Genomic DNA, 25,931 nt, shown 5'->3' on the forward strand with positions numbered 1-25,931 from the left:
TGTGTATAAGAGACAGGCTGGACGCCCTGGTCACCTGCGTGCTGGTCTGGTGGCACTTCGTCGGCGCCAACACTTCCGACGACGGCTACATCCTGACCATGGCGCGGATCTCCGAGCATGCCGGCTACATGGCCAACTTCTACCGCTGGTTCGGCACCCCCGAGGCGCCGTTCGGCTGGTACTACGACCTGCTCGCGGTGTGGGCCCACGTGTCCACCTCCAGCATCTGGATGCGGCTACCCACCCTGGCCATGGCACTGGCGTGCTGGTGGCTGATCAGCCGCGAGGTGATCCCCCGGCTGGGCCACGCCGTCAAACACAGCCGGGCGGCGGCCTGGACCGCGGCCGGCATGTTCCTGGCGTTCTGGCTGCCGCTGAACAACGGCCTGCGTCCGGAGCCGATCATCGCGCTCGGGATCCTGGCGACCTGGTGCTCGGTGGAGCGGGCGGTGGCCACCAGCCGACTGCTGCCGCTGGCGATCGCCTGCATCATCGGCGCGATGACGTTGTTCTCCGGGCCCACCGGGATCGCGTCGATCGGTGCGCTGCTGGTCGCGATCGGGCCGCTGCGCACCATCTTGCACCGGCGCTCCAAGCAGTTCGGCCTGGCGCCGCTGCTGGCGCCCATCGCCGCGGCGGTCAGCATCACCGCGATCGTGATCTTCCGCGACCAGACCCTGGCCGGTGAGATCGAGGCCAGCACGCTGAAGTCCGCGGTCGGCCCCAGCCTGGCCTGGTTCGAGGAGCACGTCCGCTACGAGCGGCTGTTCCTGGCCACCCCCGACGGCTCGGTGGCGCGCCGGTTCCCGGTGCTGGCGCTGGGTGTCGCGCTGGCGGTGGCGGTGGCGATGGCGCTGCGCAAGGGCCGGATTCCCGGCACCGCGGCCGGACCGAGCCGGCGCATCATCGGGATCACCATCATCTCGTTCATCGCGATGATGTTCACGCCTACCAAGTGGACGCATCACTTCGGGGTGTTCGCCGGGCTGGCCGGGTCCCTGGGTGCACTGGCCGCCGTCGCGGTGAGCGCCGCCGCCATGCACTCGCGGCGCAATCGGATGCTGTTCACCGCGGTGGTGCTGTTCATCACCGCGCTGTCGTTCGCCAGCGTCAACGGCTGGTGGTACGTCTCCAACTTCGGGGTGCCGTGGTCGAACGCCTTCCCCAAGTGGCATCTGGCGTTCGCCACCATCGGCGTGGGACTGACGGTGGCGGCAGCCCTGGTGGCGGCCTGGTTCCACTTCGCCAACGGCGCCGAGCGGCGACCGCGCTGGGCGGCACTGTCCGGCTACCCGCTGGCGATCGCCTCCTGGGTGCTGATCGTGTTCGAGGTGGTGTCGCTGACCGCCGCCATGCTCGGCCAATACCCGGCCTGGACGGTGGGCCGCTCCAACCTGGGCGCCCTCACCGGCAAGACGTGTGGGCTGGCCGACGACGTCCTGGTTGAACAGGACCCCACCGCCGGGATACTCCCCCCGATCGACTCGCCGGTCGACGACGCCCTGGGCGCGACGTTCTCGGTCGGGTTCACCCCCAACGGGATCCCCGCCGACGTCTCGGCCGACCAGATGATCGGCCCGCCCGGGCTGGGCCGGCTGGCCGACGACGACGCCCAGGTCGCCGGCGGCGAGGCCGGCACCGAGGGTGGCATCACGTCCGGCGAGGGGATCAACGGCTCACGAGCCCGACTGCCCTACAAGCTCGACCCGGCCCGGGTGCCGGTACTGGGCAGCTGGCGCGCCGGCATTCAGGTGCCCGCACTGCTGCGTTCGGCCTGGTACCGGTTGCCCGCCGACCGGGCCAACGCCGGGCCGCTGCTGGTGGTGGCGGCCGCGGGCCGCTTCGACCGCGGCGAGGTCACCGCGCAGTGGGCCACCGAGGCCGGCGCGGCGAACGACAAGCCCGGCGGGACGGTCGACTTCGGTGACATCGGCGCGGTCCCGGCCTGGCGCAACCTGCGCGCGCCGATGTCGGCGATCCCCGCCGAGGCCACCCGCATCCGGTTGGTGGTCCGCGACGACGACCTGGCGCCGCAGCACTGGATCGCGGTGACACCGCCGCGCGTCCCGCAGCTGCGCACCCTGCAGGAAGTGGTGGGCTCGGAGGACCCCGTATTGCTGGACTGGCTGGTCGGCCTGGCGTTCCCCTGCCAGCGTCCGTTCGGTCACCAGAACGGGGTGACCGAAGTGCCGAAGTGGCGGATTCTGCCGGACCGGTTCGGCGCCGAGGCGAACTCTCCGGTGATGGACAACAACGGCGGCGGCCCGCTGGGCATCACCGAGCTGCTGGTGCGCGCCACCACGGTGCCCAGTTATCTGAACCACGACTGGTTCCGCGACTGGGGCGCCCTGCAGCAGTTGACGCCGTACTACCCCGCGGCCACACCGGCGAATCTGGATCTGGGCACCGCCGTGCGCTCCGGGCTGTGGAGCCCGGCGCCGCTGCGGCACTGATCTGGGTCACCCGCCCCACTCGCCCCGCCCGTCACCGGAGCCGAGGCATGTGAGCGTTGCCCGGCTCTGAGCGACAACTGCCTGCCCTGTCGGACCGGGGTGCCAGGGTTCGCCACATGACGAACCGGAGATCACTGCGCGGCATCGAACTGCGCTACATATTGACCCACCACCTGTTCCATTACGGGACGTGCAGCATCAACGAGCTAGCCGCGGAGCTGGACTCGCGAGGCTTCAGCGTCGCGGGGCGGCCGTCGAAGGCGATCTCGGATGCCCTGCGCTGGGAACGCGAACACGGCCGGGTGTTCCGGCGCGGTCGGGGCCGCTACGGGCCCGCGTCGATGCCGCGGAGTACCGAGTACCGGATTCACCAGCGGGTGATGGCGTTGCGCGCCGAGGCCGCGGGCCAGGACCTCGGCCCGTAACCCGGCGCACCTCGTCCTGCACCCGACATGACGTGGGTTGTCGCTCAAAGCCGGGCAACTCTGCGTATGGTCCGCCGCGGCGTCGACGCGGTCGCCTAACATCGAGGCTCGTGTCCTCCACCTACGATCAGCCCAAGCAGCGCTATCGGATCGCCCGGCTGATCGCGGTGGTGGCCGGCGTCACCGGCGTGCTGCTGTGCGGCATCACGCCGCTGCTCCCGGTCAAACAGACCACCGCCACCATCGCCTGGCCCCAGGGTCTCAACGCCGACGGCCACGTCAGCGACGTCACCGCTCCGCTGGTGTCCGGTGCGCCCCGCAGCCTCAACATCACCATCCCCTGCTCGGCGATGGCCACCCTGGGCGTCAACGGCGGCCTGGTGCTGTCGACCGTGCCGGCGGGCGGCGTCGACGCCACCGCGCACGGCCTGTTCGTGCGGGCCAATAAGACCGCCGTGTTCGCCGCCTATCGCGACCAGGTGGCCGCGGCCGCTCCCCGCGCCAAAATCGCTGACTGCACCGAACTGCACCTGTGGGCCAACGCGGGCGAGGTCGGCGCGGATTTCGTCGGCATCCCCGGCGCGGCCGGCACCCTGCCACCGGAGAACAAGCCGCAGATCGGCGGCGTCTTCACCGAGCTGAAGATCGGCCCGCAGCCGGGCCTGAACGCCCGCATCGACGTCGACACCCGGTTCATCACCAACCCCACCACCCTCAAGGCTGCCGTGATGGCCCTGGGCGTGCTGGCGGTGCTGGCATCGATCCTGGCCCTGGCCGTCCTGGACCGGCGGCAATGCCACCGCACCCCGCGCAGCTGGCGGCACTGCTTCAAGGCCAACCCGATCACCTGGCTAGCCGACATCGGCGTCATCGGCACGCTGGCGCTGTGGCACGTCATCGGCGCCATCTCCAGCGACGACGGCTATAACCTCACGATGGCGCGCAACGTCGCGCACGCCGGCTACGTGGCCAACTACTACCGGTTCTTCGGCACCAGCGAGGCCCCGTTCGACTGGTACCCGGCGCTGCTGGGCCAGTTGAGCACGATCAGCACCGCCGGGGTGTGGATGCGCCTGCCCGCCACGCTGGCCGGGGTGGCCTGCTGGCTGATCATCAGCCGCCGCATCCTGCCCCGGCTGGGCCGGCTCTCCGGCAACCGGGTGGCGGTGTTCACCGCCGCGGCCATGTTCGCGGCGGCCTGGCTGCCGTTCAACAACGGCCTGCGCCCCGAACCGCTGATCGCGCTGGGCACCCTGGGAGTCTGGGTGCTGGTGGAACGCACCATCGCCACCCGACGGCTGGTGCCCACCGCGTGCGCGGTCCTGGTGGCGGTCTTCACCGCCACGCTGGCCCCGCACGGACTGATCGCACTGGCTCCCCTGCTCACCGGCTCCCGGGCCATCGGGGCGGTGATCCGCCAGCGCCGCGGCAGCGACGGCCTGCTGGCTCCACTGGCAGTGCTGGCCGCGGCCGGCTCGGTGATCGCCGTGGTGGTGTGCCGGTCCCAAACACTGGCCGCGGTCGCCGAATCGGCCCGGATCAAGTACGTGGTCGGCCCGACCATCGCCTGGTACCAGGAGTTCCTGCGGTACTACTTCCTGACCGTCGAAGAGAACGTCGACGCCTCGCTGACCCGTCGATTCGCCGTGCTGGTGCTGCTGTTCTGCATGTTCGCCATGCTGGTGGTGCTGTTGCGGCGCGGCCGGATCAACGGGGTGGCCAGCGGCCCGGCCTGGCGGCTTATCGGATCCACCGCGGTGGGCCTGCTGCTGCTGACGTTCACCCCGACCAAGTGGGCGGTGCAGTTCGGCGGGTTCGCCGGGCTGGCCGGGGCGCTGGCGGCGCTCACCGCGTTCACCTTCGCCCGGGTCGGGCTGCACAGCCGACGCAACATGACCCTGTATGTGACCGCGCTGCTGTTCCTGGTGGCCGTGGCGACCTCGGGGGTCAACGGCTGGTTCTACGTCGGCGGCTACGGGGTTCCGTGGTTCGACATCCCGCCGGTGATCGCCAGCCGCCCGGTGACCTCGATGTTCCTGGCCGCCTCGATCGCCACCGGCCTGCTGGCCGGCTGGCAGCACTTCCGGCTGGACTACGCCGGGCACACCGAGGTGACGCCCAACCGGCGCAACCGGATCCTGGCCTCCACTCCGCTGCTGATCGTGGCCAGCCTGATGGTGCTGCTGATGGTCGGCTCGATGGCCAAGGCCGCCGCCGGCCGCTACCCGGCCTACACCACCGCCCGGGCCAACGCCGACGCTCTCATCTCCGGCCTGTCCTCCTGCGCCATGGCCGACGACGTGCTGGCCGAGCCCGACGTCAATGCCGGACTGCTGCAACCGGTTCCGGGACAGACCTACGGCGAGCTCGGCCCGCTGGGTGGTTCGGACCCGTACGGCTTCGACCCCAATGCCGTCGACGACGACCTGACCTCGCTGGCCGTCATCGCCAAGCCCGGCGTGCCCAACGCCGATGCCTCCCCCAACAAGCCCAGCGCCAACCAGAGCGACGCCGCGGGTACGGCCGGCGGCAAGATCCCCGACGACGCCCCCGACGGGGTGAACGGCTCCCGGGTGGCGCTGCCGTTCGGGCTGGACCCAGCCGTCACCCCGGTGCTCGGCTCCTATCACGAGCAGGTCGCAGCGCACGCCACCTCGGTCTGGTACCGGCTGCCGGAGCAGTCGCCGGACCGGGCCCCGATCGTCGTGGTCACCGCCGCCGGCGCCATCTGGTCGCACGGCGAGGACGGCAAGCTCGACTACGGCCAGCCGCTGAAACTTCAGTGGGGTATCACCGCCGAAGACGGCACCGTGCAGGCCCAGGGAGAGGTGGAGCCGATCGACATCGGGCCGCAGAACTCCTGGCGCAACCTGCGTTTCCCGCTGGCGTGGGCGCCGCCGGGCACCGACACCGTTCGGATCGTCGCCAACGACCCGAACCTGTCCACCGAGCAGTGGATCGCCTTCACCCCGCCCCGGGTGCCGGTGGTCAAGACCATCAGCGAGTTGATGGGCTCGCAGACCCCGGTGCTGATGGACATCGCCGTCGCGGCGAACTTCCCGTGCCAACGGCCGTTCTCCGAGCACCTGGGCATCGCCGAGCTGCCGGAGTACCGGATCATGCCCGATCACAAGCAGACCGCGGCGTCGTCGAACCTGTGGCAGTCGGCCGAGGACGGCGGGCCGTTCATGATCACCCAAGCCATGCTCTGGACCACCACCGTCCCGACCTACCTGCGCAATGACTGGTATCGCGACTGGGGTGCGGTGGAGGCCTACCACCGTCTGATCCCCGCGAAGGACGCGCCGGACGCCGTCATCGAGCAGGGCACTGTCACTGTTACCGGCTGGAGCCGGCCCGGACCGATTCGAGCACTGCCATGACGCGCGAGGTGAAACTGACCCGCTGGGTGGCCGTCGTCGCCGGCCTGGTGGGCTTCCTGCTGTCGGTGGCCACCCCGCTGCTGCCGGTGGTGCAGACCACCGCCACGCTGAACTGGCCGCAGCACGGCGAGCTGAGCAGTGTGACCGCACCGCTGATCTCGCAGACCCCGATCTCGATGACGGTGAAGGCGCCGTGCGCGCTGGTGCGCGCACTGCCCGCTGAGGGCGGCACGCTGCTGGCCACCGCGCCGGCCAAGGGCAAGGACGCCGCGCTCAACGGGCTGTTCATCACCGTCACCGAGAAGCGGGTGGACGTCACCGACCGCAACGTGGTGCTGGCCACCGCGCCGCGGGCCAAGGTGGAAGGCCCCGGCTGCACCGATATCGAGGTCACCTCGTCGCACGCCGGAACCTTCGCCACCATCGGCGGGATCACCCAGCGCTACGGCTGGCCCGACCCGAACCTGCGCCCGCAGATCGTCGGGGTGTTCACCGATCTGGCCGGTCCCGCCCCGGCCGGGCTGTCGCTGACCGCCGACATCGACACCCGGTTCTCCACCAAGCCCACGGCGCTCAAGCGGGCCGCGATCTACGCCGCCATCCTGGCCACCGTGATCGCGGTGCTGGCGCTGTGGCGCCTGGACCGGCTCGACGGGCACCGGATGCACCGGTTGATCCCGAGCCGGTGGCGATTCTTCTCGCTGGCCGACGTGGCGGTGGTCTTCGGCTTCCTGCTCTGGTACGTGATCGGCGCGAACTCCTCCGACGACGGCTACATCCTGGGGATGGCCCGGGTGGCCGACCACGCCGGCTATATGAGCAACTACTTCCGGTGGTTCGGCAGCCCCGAAGACCCGTTCGGCTGGTACTACAACCTGCTGGCGCTGATGACGCACGTTTCCGACGCCAGCATCTGGATCCGGCTGCCGGACCTGGTCGCCGGGCTGGTGTGCTGGTTGCTGCTGAGCCGCGAGGTGCTGCCCCGGTTCGGTCCCGCGGTGGCGGCCAGCAAGCCCGCGCTGTGGGCCGCCGGCCTGGTGCTGCTGGCGGCTTGGATGCCGTTCAACAACGGCCTGCGCCCCGAGGGAATCATTGCCGTCGGCGCGCTGATCACCTGGGTGTTGGTGGAGCGGGCGATCATCTCCAGCCGGCTCACCCCGGCAGCGCTGGCGATCATCTGCGCGGCCTTCACCCTGGGCATCCAGCCCACCGGGCTGATCGCGGTGGCCGCGCTGCTGGCCGGCGGCCGTCCGCTGCTGCGGATTCTGGTGCGTCGTCACCGCATTCACGGCACCTGGCCGCTGGTGGCGCCGCTGCTGGCCGCCGGAGCGGTGATCCTGACCGTGGTGTTCTCCGACCAGACCATCCGAGCGGTGCTGGAAGCCACCAGGGTTCGCACCGCGATCGGCCCCAGCCAGGCCTGGTACACCGAGAACCTGCGCTACTACTACCTGATCCTGCCGACTGTCGACGGCTCGCTGTCGCGGCGGTTCGGTTTCCTGATCTGCGCGCTGTGCCTGTTCACCGCGATGTTCATCATGTTGCGGCGCAAGCGTGTTGCCGGTGTCGCCAGCGGCCCGGTGTGGCGCCTGATGGGCGTCATCCTGGCGACCATGTTCTCGCTGATGTTCGCGCCCACCAAGTGGGTTCACCACTTCGGCCTGTTCGCGGCGGTGGCCGGAGCCATGGCGGCGCTGACCACGGTGCTGGTATCGCGACAAGTGGTGCGCTGGTCGAGAAACCGGATGGCATTCGCGGCGGCGGTGCTGTTCATCCTGGCGTTGTGTTTCGCCACCACCAACGGCTGGTGGTACGTCTCCAGCTATGGGGTGCCGTTCAACGCCGACATGCCGCGTATCGGCGGGATCACCGTCAGCACAATCCTGTTCGCCATGTTCGCGGTCGCGGCCGGTTGGGCGGCCTGGCTGCACTTCGCCCCGCGTGATCGGGGCGAGGGCCGGCTGGCCCGCGCGTTGACCGCCGCGCCCATCCCGGTGGCGGCCGGCTTCATGGTGTGCGTGTTCGTCGCCTCGATGGTGGCCGGGATCATCCGCGAATACCCGACCTACTCCAACGGCCTGGCCAATGTGCGGGCGTTCGTGGGCGGCTGCGGGCTGGCCGACAACGTGCTGGTGGAGCCGGACCCCAACGACGGTTCGCTGACGCCGCTGCCCGGGGAGTACGGCGACCTCGGACCGTTGGGCGGTGTGGACCCGGTGGGCTTCACCGCCAGCGGGGTGCCGGAGAAGGTGGTCGCCGAGTCACTGCGGATGCCGATCACCCAGCCCGGCACCGACTACGACTGGGACGCCCCCAAAAAGCTGAAGACGGCCGGAATCAACGGCTCGACCGTGCCGCTGCCCTATGGTCTGGACCCGGCCCGGATTCCGCTGGCGGGCAGCTACAGCACCGACGGTCAACAGGAGTCCAAGCTGACCTCGGCCTGGTATGCGCTGCCCCCGGCCGACGCCGGTCACCCGCTGGTGGCGGTGACCGCCGCGGGCACCATCGCCGGCAACAGTGTGCTCAAGGGCTACACCACCGGCCAGGACGTGCAGCTGGAGTACGGGGTGCCGGGTCCCGACGGCGCCCCGGTGGCCGCCGGGCGGCTGGTGCCCTACGACCTGTTCGGCGAGTGGCCGCGGATGTGGCGCAACCTGCGCTACCCGCGGGCGCAGATCCCTGCCGACGCCGTGGCGGTACGCATTGTGGCCGTGGACAAGTCGCTGAACCCGCGGGACTGGATCGCGTTCACCCCGCCGCGGCTGCCCGAGGTCAAGACCATCCAGTCCTACATCGGCTCCGACAAGCCGGTGCTGCTGGACTGGGCGGTGGGCCTGGCCTTCCCGTGCCAGCACCCGATGCTGCACGCCAACGGTGTCACCGAGGTGCCGCAGTACCGGATCACCCCGGACTACAACGCCAAGAAGCAGGACACCGACACCTGGCAGGACGGGGTCAACGGCGGGCTGCTGGGTATCTCCGACATGCTGCTACGGGCACACGTGATGGCCACCTACCTCAATTACGACTGGGGCCGCGACTGGGGCTCGCTGCGTCAGTTCGAGGTGATCACGCCGGCCACGCCCGCGGAGTTGGAGCTGGGCAGCGCGACGCGTTCGGGCTGGTGGTCACCGGGCCAGATCCGGATCAAGGCCTAGTTTTTATCCGCGAGCGTGCAGAGTTGTCCGGCATTTCCCCAGGTGAGGGTGGACAACTCTGCACGCTCACAAAGAGTAGGGGTCAGGCCACCCGGTCCAGCTGAAACCTGATCCGTCGCAGCAACTCGTAGGGCCGGTGCCGCACATCGTCGACGATCACAGCCAGCACCACCCAGCCCGCCTCCTGCAGTGCAGCCCGTCTGACCCGGTCGTAACGCAACGCACCCACTCCGCTGTGCCACTCCAGACCGTCGTATTCGACCGCGACCCGGTACGCTGGCCAGGCGAAATCCACTCGCCAGGTCCGGAAATTGCGGTCGACGATCTCGTACTGAAGCTCCGGCGCGGGTAGGCCGCCGTCGATCATCACCAGCCGCGTCTCGCTCTCCATCGGTGACTCGGCGCGCGGGTCGGCCAGCGGCAGGAGGTCACGCACCTTGACGATCTCGCGCCGGCCGGCCTGGCGCTCCGCGGCCGCCCACAGCTCCCGTTCAGTGCAGGTGCCACTGCGCAGCGCGGCGTCAAGGGTGGCCAGCGCACGCGGTCGCCATAGGCTGCGAGCCGTCTCGATCGCAGTCCAGGCCGGGGCGGTGGCGAGCCTCCCGTCGACCTCCACCAGCGGGGCGCCCTCCCGGCGGTGCACCACCAGGCCGTCGACCGGCCGGAGCTGTCTGCCTTCAGGATTCAGCACATGCAGCTCCTGGGGGCATTCCACGTCGAAGCCGTGGGTGGCGGCTGCGGTGGCCAGACAGGTCGCGACTCGACTTCCGGTCAGCAGGTCCAGGCCGCGCAGCCGCAACCCGGCGTCGGGTTCTCCGGCACCGTAGATTCCGTGCCAAAGTTGTTGCAGCTGTCCGTGTTTGACTGCGTCACGAAGCGCGCGCCGACTCAGATGGTTGAGGGCCTGGCCGCAGGTGACGACGCCGCCCTGGTGTGCCAACAGCTCGCGGAGGTCTGGGTTCATGGGCGCCTATCGTCGGCGCCGGTACCCCATCCCGCCCAGTCACCCTGCCGCGGCGCTGTGGATAATCCCTGCTCCTTCGCCCACCGTGCAGATTTGTCCGCCCGGACCTGGGGAAACACCGGACGGTTGTGCACGCTCGCGGGAGAGGGACGCCAAGTCCCGCAGCTCGCGCTCGAGTTCACCCTGCACACCGGGGATGCCGGTGCCGCGCAGGGAGCACCCGAGGGTCTCCGGTAGGAACCGCAGGGCGACCAACCCGAGCACCGCGGCGGCCACCAGATATGCCGCCGGAAAGAGCTGCCATCCGGTGTGCTCGATGACCGAGTCGGCCAGCACCGGTGCGGTGCCGCCGAAGACCGCGACCGCCGCGTTGTCGGCGATCGCGAAGCCCGCATAGCGGACTTGGGTGGGGAACATCGCCGGGAACGTCGCCGCCACGGTTGCCAGCGGCGCCGCGAACAGCACACTGAGCACGGTGAATCCGATCAGCGCACAGGCGAATCCCTGGCCCATCAGCCAGTACATCGGCAGCGCCAACACGATGAACCCGACCAGCGAGCCGCGCCACAGGGGTTTTCGACCGATCCGGTCCGACCAGGCGCCCGCGAACGGGATGCAGGCCATCATGGCCAGTTCCCCGACCAGCACCACCGCCGTCCTGCTGCGCTCGTCGAGGCCGGCGGTGGCGTGCAGATAGGTCGGCTGGTAGGTCACCAGGGTGTAGTCGATGATGTTCAGCGCGACCAGCAGGGCGAACGTCACCAGAATCGGTCGGGTGTAATTGGTCAGCAGGTCGACCAGTCGGTCCCAAGCCGATCCCTTGATCGCATCGCAGGCGACGCATTCGGCGAACACCGGCGTCTCGGGCATCCGGCTGCGCAGCACCAACCCCAGCACGCCTAACGGCAGGGCCAGCAGGAACGGAACACGCCAACCCCAGGCGGCCATCTGGTCGTGGCTGAGCATCGCCTCCAGCGCCAACACGACGGCACTGCCCAGGACAAAACCACCGACAGCGCCGAACTCCAGGAAACTGCCATAGGTCCCGCGTTTGTGGTCGGGCGCGCTCTCGGCCATGAACGTCGCCGCGCCGCCGTATTCACCACCGGTGGAGAATCCCTGCACCACTCGCAGGGCGATCAACAGCCCCGGCGCCCACCACCCCGCCGTGGCGTAGGTGGGCAACACGCCGATCAATGTCGTCGCCACCGCGATCAGCAGGATGGTCGCGACCAGGACCGACTTGCGCCCGAACCGGTCTCCGATCGGGCCCCAGATCATGCCGCCCAGCGGCCGAAGCACGAAGGAGACCGCGAAGCCGAGCATGGTTCCGAGGTTGCCCAGCGTGTCCGGAAAGAACGCCTCGGTCAGGTAAGTCGCCACGACGGCATAGACGCCGTAGTCATACCATTCGGTCGCGTTGCCGATGGCTGATGCCGCAATAGCTTTGCGCAGCAGCCGTTTTTGTTCATCTGGAGCACTACGGGGTTCCCGTGCCACCTGCGCCGACGGCCTCGCCGGTAGCAGCAGACTCATCGAGCCTCGCCGCTAGGGCATACGCTTACAGCACGCACGGCGTCCCCCTCGTCACGCCCCCGACGATTCACACGGCGATCCGTTCAGCCGGAATCACCTTCCAGCCCCGCAGAATTGGAACATCGGCGGCTAGCCCATCGTGGGATCGCCTGGGGTAAACGATAAATGGTTTGCGACAGATGTGACTGGTGTTGCTGAAGCGTTACGCAACACTTATCCGCCCGAGACTAGGAGGCGGCTTCCCAGTAAGCAGGATCGAAGTATTGACCGACCAACGACTCCCACATCATGTTGGTCAGGCCGTTGAGCATCTCGCTCACCGTCGGGTCCTCACCTGCGGCAGCACCCACGCCAACCATCGCTGCGAGCAATCCGTCCAGTGCGGGGTTGTCGAGCATGTCCACCTGCACGTAGGTCTGGGGGTCGAAGATATCGGTGATGAAGGCGCCCACGCCGGTCATCGCCGCCGCAAACAGCGCGTTGCTCACCTCGTTCCAGTCGAGGTCGGGCATGACGTCCGTCGCCATCGTCGGGACATCCGCGGGGCCGTCGTTCCATCCATGATCGATGCTGCCGTAACCGAGGTTCACCAGGATCCGCATGACCGGCTCCAGCAGGTCATAGATCGGCTTTCCGGTGATCGGGACGAACAGCAGCGGGTACAGCAGCGGAAGGTACTCGCTGGGGATCACATACGAGTTGATCATGCTGTCCGGGCTCGACTCCAGCAGGACGGCGTCCGCGATCTGTTCGGGCGTCAAGCCGAGGTACGCAATGTGCTGGATGGCCATACCCATGACCGCGTTCAAGCTGGACAGCGGGTTCATGAAATACCTTGGGAAGTCCGCGTAGCCGTCGTACTCCAAGGTGTAGATGTCGGTGCGGTACAGATCGTTCGGGGTCGCGTTACCGAGCGTCACGCCCTCTTTCGCCATGTTCTCGGCGATGCCCGGATAATCCGCGAAGCCGACGAGCAAGCCACCGTTCGGATTCGCCGAATCACCGATCAGCACGAAGCGCACCGCCGAACTCGGCACACCGGCCTCGTCGAGCTGCTGCATCGTCAGACTCGTGAGGGCGGCGCTCTGCGAGTAACCGAAGACCGTCACCGGGCTGTCCTCGCCCGCCTTGCCTTCGTCGATCAGGGTCAACACTCTGTCGGTCAGTATTTTCGCGCCCTTGGTCATGGACTCGTCCAGCAGGTAGGCCTCCTGCGGAGTGGTCAGCACCTCAAGTCGGCCATCGAACCCGTTCGGCTGAAGAAAGAGCGAGGAGACCGTCTCGGCGAACTGCTGGCTCGGCGTCGGCATCATGCTGGGGCCCATGATCAGCGCAACGCCTGAGTTGGCGAGGGAGCCGGCGTCGGCGGCCGACAGCAGGACCCCGGCGTGGTCGGGAGCCGACGTCAACGGCGCGAACTGGGGGGCGCCGACGATACCGCCGAGCAGCACGGCGGCGGCTAATGCAGCTCGCAGGCCGGGCTCGCGGTGACTGATCCGTGCCGCGACTGCATCAAACATCCAGGGTTCCTCGCCACATTCTCGAGGCCGCCACATCAGTGGGGCGTTGTTGAACGTGGATGATTTCAATCACACTCTGTTATGTCAAATTTAGGTTCACTAATCGGGAAACGCGCCCTTACCAGGAAAAGTTGGCACGCATCCTGAGAGCGCAGGCCACCTATTGTTCCCACAACCTGAGTCGCAACTGAGTGGGTTAAGGGTAGGGACCCGCGCGCCTACGACAGAGTGCGGAGGGTGTGGCCTAGATCGGCAGCAGGCCGTGCTTGCGCTGCACCTTGGGGAAGTTCTGCTTGTCGCGCAGCAGTCGCAGCGACTTACGCAGCAACAACCGGGTCTCGTGCGGCTGGATCACCGCGTCGATGTAGCCCCGCTCAGCGGCAGTCCACGGGATCGCCATGTTCTCGTTGTAGCCGTCGATGAAGTCCTGCTTGATCTTCTGCACCTCCGGCGCGGTCGGATCGGGGAAGCGCTTCACCAGCAGTTGGGCCGCGCCGTCGGCGCCGATCACCGCGATACGTGCGGTCGGCCAGGCGAAGTTCAGATCCGCGGACAGCTGCTTGGAGCCCATCACCGCGTAACCACCGCCGTAGGCCTTGCGGATGATCACCGTCACCTTCGGCACGTCGGCCTCGACGATGGCGTTGAAGAATCGGCCACCACGCTTGATGATCCCGTTCTTCTCCTCCGATACCCCGGGCATGGCGCCAGGAGTGTCGACGACGAAGACCAGGGGCAGGTTGTAGGAGTCGCAGAAGCGGATAAAGCTGGCCGCCTTGTCCGACGCCTCGGTGTCGACCGCACCGGACATGAACATGGGCTGGTTGGCGATCACCCCGACCGGGTGGCCGTCGACCCGGGCGAACGCGGTGATCATGGCCTGGCCGCGCTGTTCGGCGATCTCGAAGACGTCACCGTCGTCGAAGATCCGCAGCAGGATCTCGTGCATGTCGTAGGCCACGTTGTCCGCGTCCGGAACGATCGAATCCAGCTCCAGGTCGTGCGGGGTGATCTCCGGCTCCAGACCGGGGTTGACGATCGGCGCGTCGTCGAAATGGTTGGCCGGCAGGAACGACAGGTAGTCACGCACGTAGGCGAACGCCGCCGCCTCGTCGTCGACCACCTTGTGGATGTTGCCGCGCTGCGCCTGCACGTCGGCGCCGCCGAGCTCGTCGAAGCTGACGTCCTCGCCGGTGACGTCCTTGATCACATCCGGTCCGGTGATGAACATGTAGCCCTGGTCGCGCACAGCCACCAACAGGTCGGTCTGGATCGGCGAATACACCGCTCCCCCAGCGCATTTGCCCAGGATGATGGAGATCTCCGGCACCAGACCGCGCAGCATCTCGTGGCGCCGGCCCAGCTCGGCGTACCAGGCCAGCGACGTCACCGCGTCCTGGATTCGCGCGCCCGCGGAGTCGTTGATGCCGATGATCGGGCAGCCGACCATGGCCACCCATTCCATCAGCTTGGCCACCTTGCGGCCGAACATCTCGCCGACCGAGCCCTGGAACACGGTCTGGTCGTGACTGAACACACCGACCGGCCGGCCGTTGATCCGGCCGTGGCCGGTGACCACGCCGTCGCCGTAGAGCGCGTTGGGGTCGCCGGGGGTCTTGCACAGCGCACCGATCTCCAAGAAGCTGCCCGGGTCCAGCAGCGCATGGATGCGCTCGCGGGCGCTCGGGATGCCCTTCTTGGCACGCTTGGCGACGGCCGCCTCACCGGCGGGTTCCTTGGCCAGCTCCAGTTTTTCGCGCAGTTCGGCCAGCAGTTCGGCGGTGGTCTTGTTACTCACTGCTCTCCCTGGATCCGGTTGATCGCCGCACTCATGTGGGCGCCCACCTTGGCAATGTACGGCTCGTCGATCACCTGAACATGCTCGCCCCCGATCGGAACGATTTCCAGGTCCTTGACGTATTCGCCCCAGCCGCCGTCGGGCTTGCGGGTCGCGTAGGCGGGCTCGAACACGATGGCGTCATCGTGGTAGCGGTCCGCCATGTACAGCGCGACATAGCCGTCGTAGGGCTGGTATTCGGCGGTGTCCAGTGCCCGGTTGTCCAAGTAGGACGTGCGCTGGTGCTCGATGATCCCGCCGGGGATCTGCACCCCACTCTGGGCCACCACATCCATCACGAAACGGACCTGACCCTCGTCGTCGAGCTTCTCCAGCTCCTCGTAAGGGATCTCGGGAACCTCGACGTTGAAGGTGCGCTCGGCGAACCGCGCGTAGCGGTCCCAGCGGGCGCGCATGCCTTCCTTGCTCTGGTCGATCGGCTCGCCGGGCATCACCGCATCGATCAACCCGACGTAGCGCACGTCGGCACCGGACTGCTTCAGCCCGATGGCACACGCGTAGGCCATCGCCCCGCCCAGCGACCAGCCGGCCAGCAGGAACGGCCCGTCGTGCAACTCCAGCAGCTTGGGCACGTACTCCGCGGCGCGCTCCTCGATGGAACCCTCCACCCGTTCGATGCCGTAGACGGGCGTGTCGGCGGGCAGGCGCTTCATCAGCGGCTCATAGACCACCGTCGATCCACCGGCCGGGTGGAACACGAACAGCGGAACCTTGTTCGAGCCTTCAGGTTTGGCGCGCAGGGTCCGGACGAATCCGTCCACCACGCCGTCCTCGAGCTGGTCGCGGACGATCGTCGCCAGGGCCTCGATGGTGGTCGCCGACTTCACATCGTCGGTCGAGATGATGCCCTCGGCACGCTCGGACAGCCGCTCGGCCATCTTGGTCGCGGTGTCGTCATCGAGAGCCGGCAGTTCGTTGAAGATGCCGCCCGGCGACTTCCCGGTGACGATCGCCCAGGTGGCGAACGTGACCCGCTCGGCGGCGTCACGCGGTGGCACGTCGGCGCCCAGCGCCTCGGTCACTGCCTCCTGGGTGAGCACCTTGGCGGCCGCGGCCGCGGCGGTCTTGGTGCTGACGCCGCTCGACTCGGCACCCGGGCCTTCGGGATTGGTGGGTGGCGGTGGGATCGGCGCGCCCCCCGGACCGGCCGGGTTATTCGGCGGCGGCGGGATCGGGATGTCCGAAGCGGGCGGCTCCGCCGGTGCCGCTTGCGTTTCCGGTTCGGCCTGCGGGTCCGGAGCCTCAGCGGTGACCGTCGTCGTGTTGGCGCCCGAGATCAACGCGGCCTGCTCGGCGGCGATCTCCTCGGGCGTCTGGGTCTTCTGGTGTTCGTGCAGCGCCTCGACCTCGTCGCGGTGCTCGACCGCGTAGCGGATCATCTCCTCGACGTTGTAGAGGTTCGCGTCGCGGACCGCGGTGAGCTGGATCGGCGGCAGGTCGAAGTCGTATTCGACCCGGTTCTTGATCCGCACCGCCATCAGCGAATCCAGACCCAGCTCGATCAGCGGCACCTCCCACGGCAGGTCCTCGGGTTCGTAGCCCATGGCACCGCCGACGATCGTGCCCAACCGGTCTGCGATGGTCTCGCCGGATTCCGGCGACCACTTGGCGAAGTTCGCCGCCAGGCCCGCCCCTGCGGTGAGGTTGTCGTGCAGGATTGCGGCGTCGTCGACGGCTTCCTCAACGGCCGCAACGGAAGTGGTCGCGGACTCGGCCACCGCGGTGCCCGCACCGACGGCGACCGGCAACACCCCGGCGGCCCCGCCACGCGACACCAGTGCGTCGTAGACCAGCGTGAACGATTCGCCGATGCGCGCGTGCACCTGCACGGCCGCGCCGCCCGGGTGCCGAGTCAGCGTCGTCACCAGGCGAGAACCCTCACCGGGCACCGCCCGCTGTTCGGAGGCCACCAGAGTCGAGTCCGGAATAACCGTTGCGGCAGCGGCTTTGACCAGGGCGGCCAAGTCGGTCTCGCCGCGACCGGCGTACTCGAAGACGTGCCGACCGTCCGGGGTCGCGACGTGCGAGCCGGGCATGACACCGGTGGCGTCGCCGGAGAAGCGGGCGTCAAGCCAGTGCGGCTTGCGCCTGAAGTGCGTCGGCGGGATGTTGGCGAACTCCGCCGGGCTGACCGGACCTTGCACCTCGCGCGGGAACAGGGTGCGGAAGTCGAGGTCGTGGCCGAAGACGTAGAGCTGGGCCATCGCCATGGTCATGGCGTCCACGTCGTCGGTCTTGCGTGCCAACGTCGCGATCAATTGGGCATCGTGCAGCCCCGCGCTGGCCGTCGTCAGACCCACCTGCATGAGCGCGACCGGGTTCGGAGCCAGCTCCAGGAAGGTGGTGTAGCCGTTGTCGACGGCATTGCGGACCCCGTGGGTGAAGTAGACGCTGTGGCGCATCCCCTTCTTCCAGTAGTCCACATCGTGGATCGGCTCGCCGCCGGGCTTGACGTAGCTGCCCTCGTGGACGGTGGAGAAGATGCCGATCTTCGGGGTGTGCGGCTCGATGCCCTGCAACTCCGCGGAGAACTCGCCCAGCAGCGGGTCCATCTGCGAGGTGTGGCCGGCGCCCTTGGTCTGCAGCTTGCGGGCGAAGCGGCCCTCGGACTCGGCGCGCGCGACGATCTCGTCGATCTGTTCGGGCGGGCCGCCGATCACGGTCTGGGTGGGGGCGGCGTAGACGCACACCTCCAGGCCGGGGAAGTCGGCGAACACCGTGTTGAGTTCCTCGGCGGAGTATTCGACCAGCGCCATGAACCGGATGTACTCGCCGAACAGCATCGCCTCGCCCTCACCCATCAGGTGGGCGCGCGAGCAGATCACCCGGGTGGCGTCGGCCAGCGACAGACCGCCGGAGAAGTATGCCGATGCCGGCTCGCCCAGTGACTGGCCGATGACGGCGGTCGGGCGGGCGCCGTGGTGCTTGAGCACCTCGCCGAGCGCGATCTGGATGGCGAAGATGGCGATGTTGGACGTCTCGATGCCGTAGTCGTGCGAGTCGTCGAGGATCAGCTCCAGCACCGAGTAGCCGCGCTCGTCCTGGACGTGGGCGTCGACCTTCTCGATCCACTCGGCGAAGATCGGGTCGCGCAGGTAGAGGTTCTTGCCCATCTTGCGGTGCTGCGCGCCGAAGCCGGCCATCACCCAGACCGGCCCGTTGGTGACCGGGCCGTCGGCGGAGTAGACGTTCGGCTTCTGCTTGCCCTCGGCCACCGCCCGCAGGCCGGCGACAGCCTCGTCGTGGTCGTGGGCCAGAACCACGGCGCGCGAACGGCCGTGGTTGCGCCGCGACAGCGACCGGCCGATCGACGTCAGCGGGGTGGCGCGGCCCTCTTCGCTGTCGATCCAGTCGGCCAGCTCGGCCGCGGCAGCCTTCTTGCGGGAGGTCAGAAACGCCGAGATCGCCAGGGGGATCAGCGGTTGCACGGGCTCTTGCGCCGCCAGCTCGGCCAGCGCCTCGTCGCGCAGCCGTAACGCCTCATCGGTCAGGCCGGGCAACTCATACTCCGGCTCGTCGCCGTAGCCGTGCGCGCTGTCGGGCTGAATGAACTCGCCGTACTCGTCGAAGCGCGGGGCTTCGTACTCGATCTCGGGTTCCGAAGCCTCGTGGGCGACGGGCGCTTCGGTCTCGTCCTTTTCCGGGGCTTCCTTTTCCACCACGTCGCGGGGCAGCACCTCACGCACCACCAGGTGGGCGTTGGCGCCACCGAAGCCGAATCCGGACACCCCGGCCACCGCGTAGCCGCCGTAGCGCGGCCAGTCGGTGGCGGTGTCGGCGACCTTCAGGTGCGTGCCGGCGAAGTCGATGTAGGGGTTGGGCCCGGCGTAGTTGATCGACGGGGGGATCTTGTCGTGCTGCATGGCGAGCACGATCTTGGCCAGGCTGGCCGCGCCGGCGGCCGACTCCAGGTGTCCCACATTGGATTTCACCGCGCCCAGCAGCGCGGGCTTGTCCGCGGCGCGGCCACGGCCGACCACCCGGCCCAGCGCCTCAGCTTCGATCGGGTCACCCAAGATGGTGCCGGTGCCGTGCGCCTCGATGTAGTCCACGGTGCGCGGGTCGATGCCGGCGTTCTTGTAGGCCTTGCGCAGCACGGCGGCCTGCGCGTCCGGGTTGGGCGCCAGCAGGCCGTTGGACCGGCCGTCGTGGTTGACCGCGGAGCCGGCGATCACCGCGAGGATCTGGTCGCCGTCGCGACGCGCGTCGTCCACCCGCTTGAGCACCAGCACGCCGCCGCCCTCGGCACGGGAGTAGCCGTCGGCATCGGCCGAGAACGACTTGATCCGGCCATCGGGCGACAGCACCCCGCCGACCTCGTCGAAACCGACCGTCACCAGCGGGGTGACCAACGCATTCACGCCGCCGACCAGCGCCACGTCGGCTTCGCCGTTGCGCAGCGCCTGCACACCGGCGTGCGCGGCGACCAACGACGACGAGCAGGCGGTGTCGACGGTGACCGACGGGCCACGGAAGTCATAGAAGTAGCTCACCCGGTTGGCGATGATCGAGCTCGAGTTACCGGTGATGGCATACGGGTGGGTGATGCTCGGATCCGACAACGCCAGGTTCTGGTAGTCGCCGTTGGTCGAACCCATGTAGACCGCGACCGCTTCGCCGCGCAGGCTCGAGGCCGGGATGCGGGCGTGCTCCAGCGCCTCCCAGGTCAGCTCGAGCGCCATCCGCTGCTGCGGGTCGACGTTGTCGGCTTCCATCTTCGACAGCGCGAAGAACTCGGCGTCGAAGCCCTTGATGTCCGACAGGTAGCCACCGCGGGTGCGCGCCTTCTTGACGCGTTCGGCAACCCGGGGCTCCTCCATGAACTCCGACCAGCGCCCTTCGGGCAGGTCGGTGATGGCGTCGAATCCCGCCAGCAGCTTCTCCCAGGTCTCCTCGGGAGAGTTCATGTCGCCCGGGAAGCGGGTGGCCAGGCCGACGACCGCGATGTCGGCGACGTCGGCGTCCCGCGACCAGTCCTCGGAATCGTCGGCCCCGCTTTCCAGCACCGGCTCGCCCTCGACGATCACCGTGGCCAGCGCCTCGATTGTCGGGTGCCGGAACGCCACCGTCGCCGACAGCGTCACGCCGGTGAAGTCCTCGATGTCGGACGCCATCGCCACCGCGTCACGCGAGGACAGGCCCAGTTCGATCAGCGGGGCGGTCTCGTTGATCTTGTCCGGCGACTGGCTGGTGGCCTTGGCCACCCAGTCGCGTAGCCAGGTCCGCATCTCGGCGACGGTCAGGTCGGTGCGGCTGGTGCCGCGCAGGGTTGCGTCGTCGCCGTCGCCGGTCATCTGCGGAGCCTCGCTCATCTGGGGTTAGACCTCGTCGGGGTAGGCGTTCGGGCCGGTGGTGCCGCCGCGCAGGCTGCCGTCCAGGTAGGCGGCCCGGCAGGCGCGGCGACCGATCTTGCCGCTGGAGGTACGCGGGACGGTGCCCGCCGACACCAGCAGCACGTCACGCACGGTCACGCCGTGGCGCACCGCGATCGCCGCCCGGATGTCGTCGGCGATCGGTTGATATTCCAGCTTGTGGGCGCCCGGAGCGCGCTCGGCGACGATCACCAGCTGCTCGGAGCTGTCCTCGGGGTCGAACTTCAGCCCGGAGTGCGGGTTGTCGAAGGCCGACTGCGGCAGCTGGTTGGCCGGCACCGAGAACGCCGCGACGTAGCCGGCGCGCAGCGCCCGGCTGGCCTCCTGCGCGGAGTACTCCAAGTCCTGCGGGTAGTGGTTGCGGCCGTCCACGATCACCAGGTCCTTGACGCGACCGGTGATGTAGAGGTCGTCCTTGTAGTAGGCGCCGTAGTCACCGGTGCGCACCCAGAAGCCGTTCTCGTCGGAGCCCTCGGCCCGCGACGGAGTGGTGCGCGACTTGAGCACGTTGTGGAAGGTGTCGGCCGTCTCCTGCTCACGGTTCCAGTAGCCGACGCCCATGTTGTTGCCCTGCAGCCAGATCTCGCCGATCTGGCCGTCGGGCAGCTCGGCGCCGGTCTCGTAGTCGACGATCACCGCCCACTGGTCCACGGACACCCGGCCGGCCGAGGCCTGGCTGACCGCGTTGGGGGCGTCGGCGGAAACCTCGACGAACCGGTTGCCGTTGTTGAGCTCCTCGCGGTCGACGTAGACCACGCGCGGTCCCTCGTCGGGCGGGGTGGTGGAGACGAACAGGGTGGCTTCGGCCAGACCGTAGGACGGCTTGATCGCCTCTTCACGGAAACCGTACGGGCCGAAGGCCTCATTGAACTTGCGCACCGAGGCCGCCGACACCGGCTCGCTGCCGTTGAGGATGGCCCGGACGTTGCTCAGGTCCAGCGGCGGGTCGCCCTCCTTGGGCAGGCCGCGCGCGGCGGCGTGCTCGAAGGCGAAGTTCGGGGCCACCGAGAAGCACTCACCGGTCTCGCCTTCCTTGCGAGCCATCTCCTTGATCCACCGGTAGGGCCGGCGCACGAACGCCGCCGGAGTCATGAAGGTGAACTGCTGGCCCATCACGCACGACAGCAGGATGGTGACCAGGCCCATGTCGTGGAAGAACGGCAGCCAGGTGACGCCCCGGTCGCCCTCGCGGCCCTTGAGCGCGTCCAGCAGCTGGACGACGTTGGTGGGCAGGTTCAGGTGGCTGATCTTCACCCCGGTCGGGGTGCGGGTGGAGCCGGAGGTGTACTGCAGGTAGGCGACCGCGGACCGGTCTGCCTCGGGCATGACCCAGGTCGACCCCACCTCGTCGGGCACTGCGTCGACCGCGATCACACGCGGCCGGGCGTTGGCCGGGCGGCTGCGGAAGAACTTCCGCACACCCTCGGCGGAGTCGGTGGTGGTCAGCACCGCCGACGGGGTGCAGTCGTCGAGCACCGCGTGCAGCCGGCCCACGTGGCCCGGCTCGCCCGGGTCGAACAGCGGCACGGCGATGCGGCCGGAGTACATGATCCCGAAGAACGACACCAGGTAGTCCAGGTTCTGCGGGCACAGGATCGCCACCCGGTCGCCGGGCTCGGTCACCTGCTGCAGCCGGGCACCCAGTGCGCGGTTGCGGGCGCCGAAGTCGGCCCAGGAGATCTCACGAGCTACGCCATCGCGCTCGGTGGAGTAGTCCAGGAAGCGGTAGGCCACCTTGTCGCCGCGCAGCGCAGCCCAGCGCTCGACGGTGCGCACCAAGTTGGCGTTGTCCGGGAACCGGATCTTGCCGTCCTTGACGAACGGGTTGTGGTAATTGGCCTGTGTTGCCGGGGCCATGCAAAATCTCCTGTCGCGAACATGCGTGCTCATCAGCTGCCGGGCGCGTGTGGCCACGCCGCTGCGTTACATCGCGCGGGCCCGGGACCTCACAGATGGTAGTGGTTGCCTGCACCCCGACGACGCGCTGCTGCCCCGCGGCCACGGACCGCCGCTCTTAAATTGCTCTTAATGTTAGAGGTCGGTGCGGTCCATGCCAAATCAAACGGTACCGCGTGTGTCGCCGGTCTCCAGGTCACAAGGCGGTCCCAGCTTCGCCTCTCCTTCGTCGAGCCTCCCTGAACCGCCGGTCTCCAGGTCACAAGGCGGTCCCAGCTTCGCCTCTCCTTCGTCGAGCCTCCCTGAACTGCCCGGAATCACAAGGCGGTCCCAGCTTCGCCTCTCCTTCGTCGAGCCTCCCTGAACCGCCGGGTCTCAGCCGTGCGGCGGGCGTGGCGCGTTGTCGACCAGGTCACGTGCCCAGTTCAGCGTCCACTGGGTGGCGGACAGCCCGTCGTGGTCCCAGAACTCGGTGGTGCCGTACAGCGCGTGCACCGGTTGGCCCGCTCCGCCCGCCAGTGTCTCCAGGGTGGCGGGCAGTTTGCCGATACTGAACGCCTCTTGCGGCGCGGCGCAGATCAAATCACCGCGCGCGCAGATCTCGTTGGTGCGCTGGGCGAGATCGCCGAATCCGCCGTCGCGCGCACCGGTCATGGTCAGTCCCATTCCGGACAGGATCGGCAGTTCGTGCAGGGTGACCTCGGCACCTTGTCCCGGCGGGGTGGGTGGTACGTCGATACCGCTGCCCGGCCCGACTTGGCGCCGGCCGTCGGCGATCAGCGTCACGCCCAGCACCAGGTCCTCGTCGACCGGACCGCGGCCATTACCGATGTCGCTGGCGACATCTCCGGCGATCACCGCACCCTGCGAAAAACCGATCAGCACGTAGCTGGTCAGCGGGCAGCGGTCGTTCATCTCGGTCAGCGCCTTGACGGTGGCGCGGGTGCCTTCGGCCCGGCTGTCGTTGTAGCTCATCTGCTTATCGGCCGACAACGGATTGTGGAACTGCGCGGTGTAGGGAACCGTGTAGGTCTGCACCCGAGACGAATCGAACTGCCCGGCGATCGGGCGGGTGACGGTGAGCAGCAGCGCTATGGGGAACTGAGTGGGGTTCAGCGGGTCATCGCTGGGCGAGGTCTCCCAGGTGCCGGGTACCGACACCAGCTGCACATCCGGGCAGCTGGCGTCCTGGTAGGCCGGGCGTGGCTTCTTGGTCCGCGTCGGCACCGAACTGGTCGACGGGACGCCCGCTCCGGGCTGCTCCGCGAGCGGGGGTGAGGCCGGGCGCCGAATCCAGATCACCACTGCGACGATCACCAGCGCCACCACGAGCGCCATGGCGCCGGCGGCGATCCAGGCGAGGACGCGGCGGCGGCCAGCCGGGGACTTGCGAGGAGATTTCGCGGATTTGCGCGGGGTTCTCGATGTTTTCTTCTTGGCCATATCGCCTTTCACGGTACAGATCGGCGACGGCAGACACTGACTCTGCGTCCAGGGCGGTACCTACCCGCGGTTTCCCGCCGTAGACGCAGTGTCAGCGCACTGTGCTGATGGCGCGGACCCGCTTCGACCGGCTGGCGCCGCCCTCGCGATCCGCGCTAACTAGCGGATTGCTCGGCCTAAGCGCGATCCCGCGTCGCCTGGCTGACGCCGCGCTAGCGGATCGCTCGACCCAAGCGCGATCCCGCGTCGCCCGGCTGACGCCGCGCTAGCGAATCGCGCCGACGATGTCGCCGACCATGGCGCCCAGCTGCGACGCCCACGATCCCCAGCCGTTGTCACCGGCAGAGAAGTCGAAATGCCCGTTCTTGCCGCGCACCTGCCGGTACTGCGAGTTGAAGTACCGCCCACTGCCGGCGGCCTGCGCGGGGTCGCCGATCATCGCGGCCGGGTTGGAGGCGCCGCCCAGCGGGGCGTAGACCCAGACCCGGGTGTTGTTCTGCGCCAGCAGGGTGGCGTGCACGGTCGGGTCGTGCCACTTCCAACGGCCGAGCTGGGGCGCGCCCCACATGCCGTAGGGGTCCACCCCGCCGAAGTTCTGCAGGCCCGCGGCGATGACACCGCCCTCGGTGGTGTTGGCCGGCCCCAAGAAGCCCGACATCGAGCCGGCGAAGCCGAACCGGTCGGGGTGGAAGGTGGCCAGCGCCAGGGCCCCGTAGCCGCCCTGCGAGGCGCCGACCACGGCGTGACCGCCAGGCGCCAGGCCCCGGTTGGCCGCCAGCCAGTCCGGCAGCTCACTGGACAGGAAGGTGTCCCACTGCTTGCTGCCGTCCTGCTCCCAGTTGGTGTACATGCTGTAGGCACCGCCGGCCGGAGCGACCACCGAGACGCCCTTGCCGGCCAGCGTGTTCATCGCGTTGCCCGCGGTCACCCAGTTGCTCAGCTCGGGGTGGGCGTCGAACGCGTCGAGGAGGTACACCGCGTGCGGTCCCTGGTTGAGGAATGCCACCGGAATGTCGCGGCCCATCGACGGCGACGGGACCATGAGGTTCTCGAACTGTGCGGCGTGCGCACTTGCGCCGACGATCGTGCCCCCGCCCCACATTCCCAGCATCAGCACGGCCACGCACAGCGCCCGCAGCAACTTCGACAGTCCGCTCATATCCACCTCGCTCGTCGGCACAGATTCTCCGATGTTTCCACCCGCTGGTCACGCGCCCTGACCCCGGGGGGTAGTCAATCACACGGCACTCGCAAGCAGGGCGGGAAACGACCGACGGCGGCGACCCCTTCAGGTCGCCGCCGTCGGCGGTACATCTTCAGCGTTGGGAGACTACTCGCCCGAGCTGCTGCTGGCGCCGCCTCCCGGCGTGGCGCCCAGGTGGCTCTGCAGGTCAGGCTTCATGGCCTGCAGCTGCTGACCCCAGTACTCCCAGCTGTGCGTGCCGTACTCCGGGAAGTTGAAGATCGCGTTGTTGCCACCGGCCGCGGTGTAGAGCTCCTGGAACTTCTTGTTCGCACCGATCATGAAGTTCTGCTCGAGGAACACGGCGGGGATGTTGTCGCCGCCCAGCTCGTTGGCCTTGCCGTTACCGCAGAAGACCCACAGGCGGGTGTTGTTGGCCACCAGCTTGTCGACGTTGACCGTCGGGTCGTTGCGCAACCAGGCCGGGTCGTTGTCGTCGCCCCACATGTCGTTCTTCTTGTAGCCGCCGGCGTCGCCCATGGACAGGCCGATCCAGCCCTTACCGGTGGACGGGTTCAGGTAACCCGACAGCGAGCCGGCGTAGGTGAACTGGTTGGGGTGGTAGATCGCCAGCGTCATCGCCGACGAACCGGCCATCGACAGGCCGACCGCGGCGTTGCGGCTCTGGCTCACGCCGTACTCCGAGGCCAGGTAGGCCGGCAGCTCGCTGGTGAGGA

The 25,931-nt window shown here is 68.5% G+C and carries 13 protein-coding genes; 4 read left to right on the top strand and 9 right to left on the bottom strand.

The genetic code is table 11. The features are described from left to right. The 4 genes from LI94_RS10275 to LI94_RS10290 form a co-directional block, all read left to right on the top strand. On the top strand, nt 1-2,453 hold a 2,453-nt coding region (locus LI94_RS10275), incomplete at its 5' end, for an arabinosyltransferase (RefSeq protein WP_046301121.1). Between the two features lie 116 nt (nt 2,454-2,569). Next, a complete protein-coding gene (locus LI94_RS10280; RefSeq protein ID WP_024442540.1) occupies nt 2,570-2,878 on the top strand; it encodes a hypothetical protein in 309 nt (102 codons plus the stop codon). Nucleotides 2,879-2,988: 110 nt separating this feature from the next. After that, the gene (locus tag LI94_RS10285; protein WP_046301116.1) at nt 2,989-6,261 is read left to right on the top strand and encodes an arabinosyltransferase domain-containing protein; all 3,273 of its coding nucleotides are present in this window, start codon (nt 2,989-2,991) and stop codon (nt 6,259-6,261) included. Beyond that, nucleotides 6,258-9,422: an arabinosyltransferase domain-containing protein gene (locus LI94_RS10290; RefSeq protein ID WP_024442542.1), complete on the top strand. Its 3,165-nt coding sequence runs from the start codon at nt 6,258-6,260 to the stop codon at nt 9,420-9,422. The genes LI94_RS10285 and LI94_RS10290 overlap by 4 nt, the downstream gene beginning before the upstream one ends. Nucleotides 9,423-9,504: 82 nt before the next feature. Here LI94_RS10290 and LI94_RS10295 read toward each other — a convergent pair whose 3' ends face one another. The 9 genes from LI94_RS10295 to LI94_RS10335 form a co-directional block, all read right to left on the bottom strand. After that, nucleotides 9,505-10,386, bottom strand: a complete 882-nt coding sequence (locus LI94_RS10295; RefSeq protein WP_024442543.1) for a type IV toxin-antitoxin system AbiEi family antitoxin domain-containing protein — start codon at nt 10,384-10,386, stop codon at nt 9,505-9,507. A gap of 39 nt (nt 10,387-10,425) precedes the next feature. Continuing rightward, nucleotides 10,426-11,922, bottom strand: coding sequence for an MFS transporter (locus LI94_RS10300; protein WP_152664798.1), 1,497 nt, complete (start codon nt 11,920-11,922; stop codon nt 10,426-10,428). A gap of 227 nt (nt 11,923-12,149) precedes the next feature. Beyond that, nucleotides 12,150-13,442: a PE-PPE domain-containing protein gene (locus LI94_RS10305; RefSeq protein WP_052739913.1), complete on the bottom strand. Its 1,293-nt coding sequence runs from the start codon at nt 13,440-13,442 to the stop codon at nt 12,150-12,152. A 244-nt stretch (nt 13,443-13,686) separates the two neighbouring features. Beyond that, nucleotides 13,687-15,240: an acyl-CoA carboxylase subunit beta gene (locus LI94_RS10310; RefSeq protein WP_024442546.1), complete on the bottom strand. Its 1,554-nt coding sequence runs from the start codon at nt 15,238-15,240 to the stop codon at nt 13,687-13,689. Then, nucleotides 15,237-20,612: a polyketide synthase Pks13 gene (pks13, locus tag LI94_RS10315; RefSeq protein WP_046301117.1), complete on the bottom strand. Its 5,376-nt coding sequence runs from the start codon at nt 20,610-20,612 to the stop codon at nt 15,237-15,239. The genes LI94_RS10310 and pks13 overlap by 4 nt, the downstream gene beginning before the upstream one ends. 6 nt (nt 20,613-20,618) lie before the next feature. Continuing rightward, entirely contained in the window at nt 20,619-22,529 is a 1,911-nt protein-coding gene (gene fadD32 / locus LI94_RS10320; RefSeq protein WP_046301118.1) for a long-chain-fatty-acid--AMP ligase FadD32, read from the bottom strand. A gap of 414 nt (nt 22,530-22,943) precedes the next feature. Beyond that, nucleotides 22,944-24,011 (bottom strand): cutinase family protein, encoded by a 1,068-nt coding sequence (locus LI94_RS10325; protein ID WP_081654558.1) that lies wholly within the window; start codon nt 24,009-24,011, stop codon nt 22,944-22,946. A gap of 265 nt (nt 24,012-24,276) precedes the next feature. Then, nucleotides 24,277-25,170 (bottom strand): alpha/beta hydrolase family protein, encoded by an 894-nt coding sequence (locus LI94_RS10330; protein WP_046301119.1) that lies wholly within the window; start codon nt 25,168-25,170, stop codon nt 24,277-24,279. A gap of 171 nt (nt 25,171-25,341) precedes the next feature. Continuing rightward, a partial coding sequence (locus tag LI94_RS10335; RefSeq protein WP_046301120.1) for an alpha/beta hydrolase family protein occupies nt 25,342-25,931 on the bottom strand: 590 nt, incomplete at its 5' end.

Source organism: Mycobacterium sp. UM_Kg27 (genome assembly GCF_000972905.1).
GTDB lineage: Bacteria > Actinomycetota > Actinomycetes > Mycobacteriales > Mycobacteriaceae > Mycobacterium.

Bases quoted from the DNA above. Each gene is read 5' to 3' on its own strand.
- LI94_RS10305 (WP_052739913.1), bottom strand. From the start codon at position 13,442: ATGTTTGATGCAGTCGCGGCACGGATCAGTCACCGCGAGCCCGGCCTG.
- LI94_RS10300 (WP_152664798.1), bottom strand. From the start codon at position 11,922: ATGAGTCTGCTGCTACCGGCGAGGCCGTCGGCGCAGGTGGCACGGGAA.
- LI94_RS10295 (WP_024442543.1), bottom strand. From the start codon at position 10,386: ATGAACCCAGACCTCCGCGAGCTGTTGGCACACCAGGGCGGCGTCGTC.
- LI94_RS10330 (WP_046301119.1), bottom strand. From the start codon at position 25,170: ATGAGCGGACTGTCGAAGTTGCTGCGGGCGCTGTGCGTGGCCGTGCTG.
- pks13 (WP_046301117.1), bottom strand. From the start codon at position 20,612: ATGAGCGAGGCTCCGCAGATGACCGGCGACGGCGACGACGCAACCCTG.
- fadD32 (WP_046301118.1), bottom strand. From the start codon at position 22,529: ATGGCCCCGGCAACACAGGCCAATTACCACAACCCGTTCGTCAAGGAC.
- LI94_RS10280 (WP_024442540.1), top strand. From the start codon at position 2,570: ATGACGAACCGGAGATCACTGCGCGGCATCGAACTGCGCTACATATTG.
- LI94_RS10290 (WP_024442542.1), top strand. From the start codon at position 6,258: ATGACGCGCGAGGTGAAACTGACCCGCTGGGTGGCCGTCGTCGCCGGC.
- LI94_RS10325 (WP_081654558.1), bottom strand. From the start codon at position 24,011: ATGGCCAAGAAGAAAACATCGAGAACCCCGCGCAAATCCGCGAAATCT.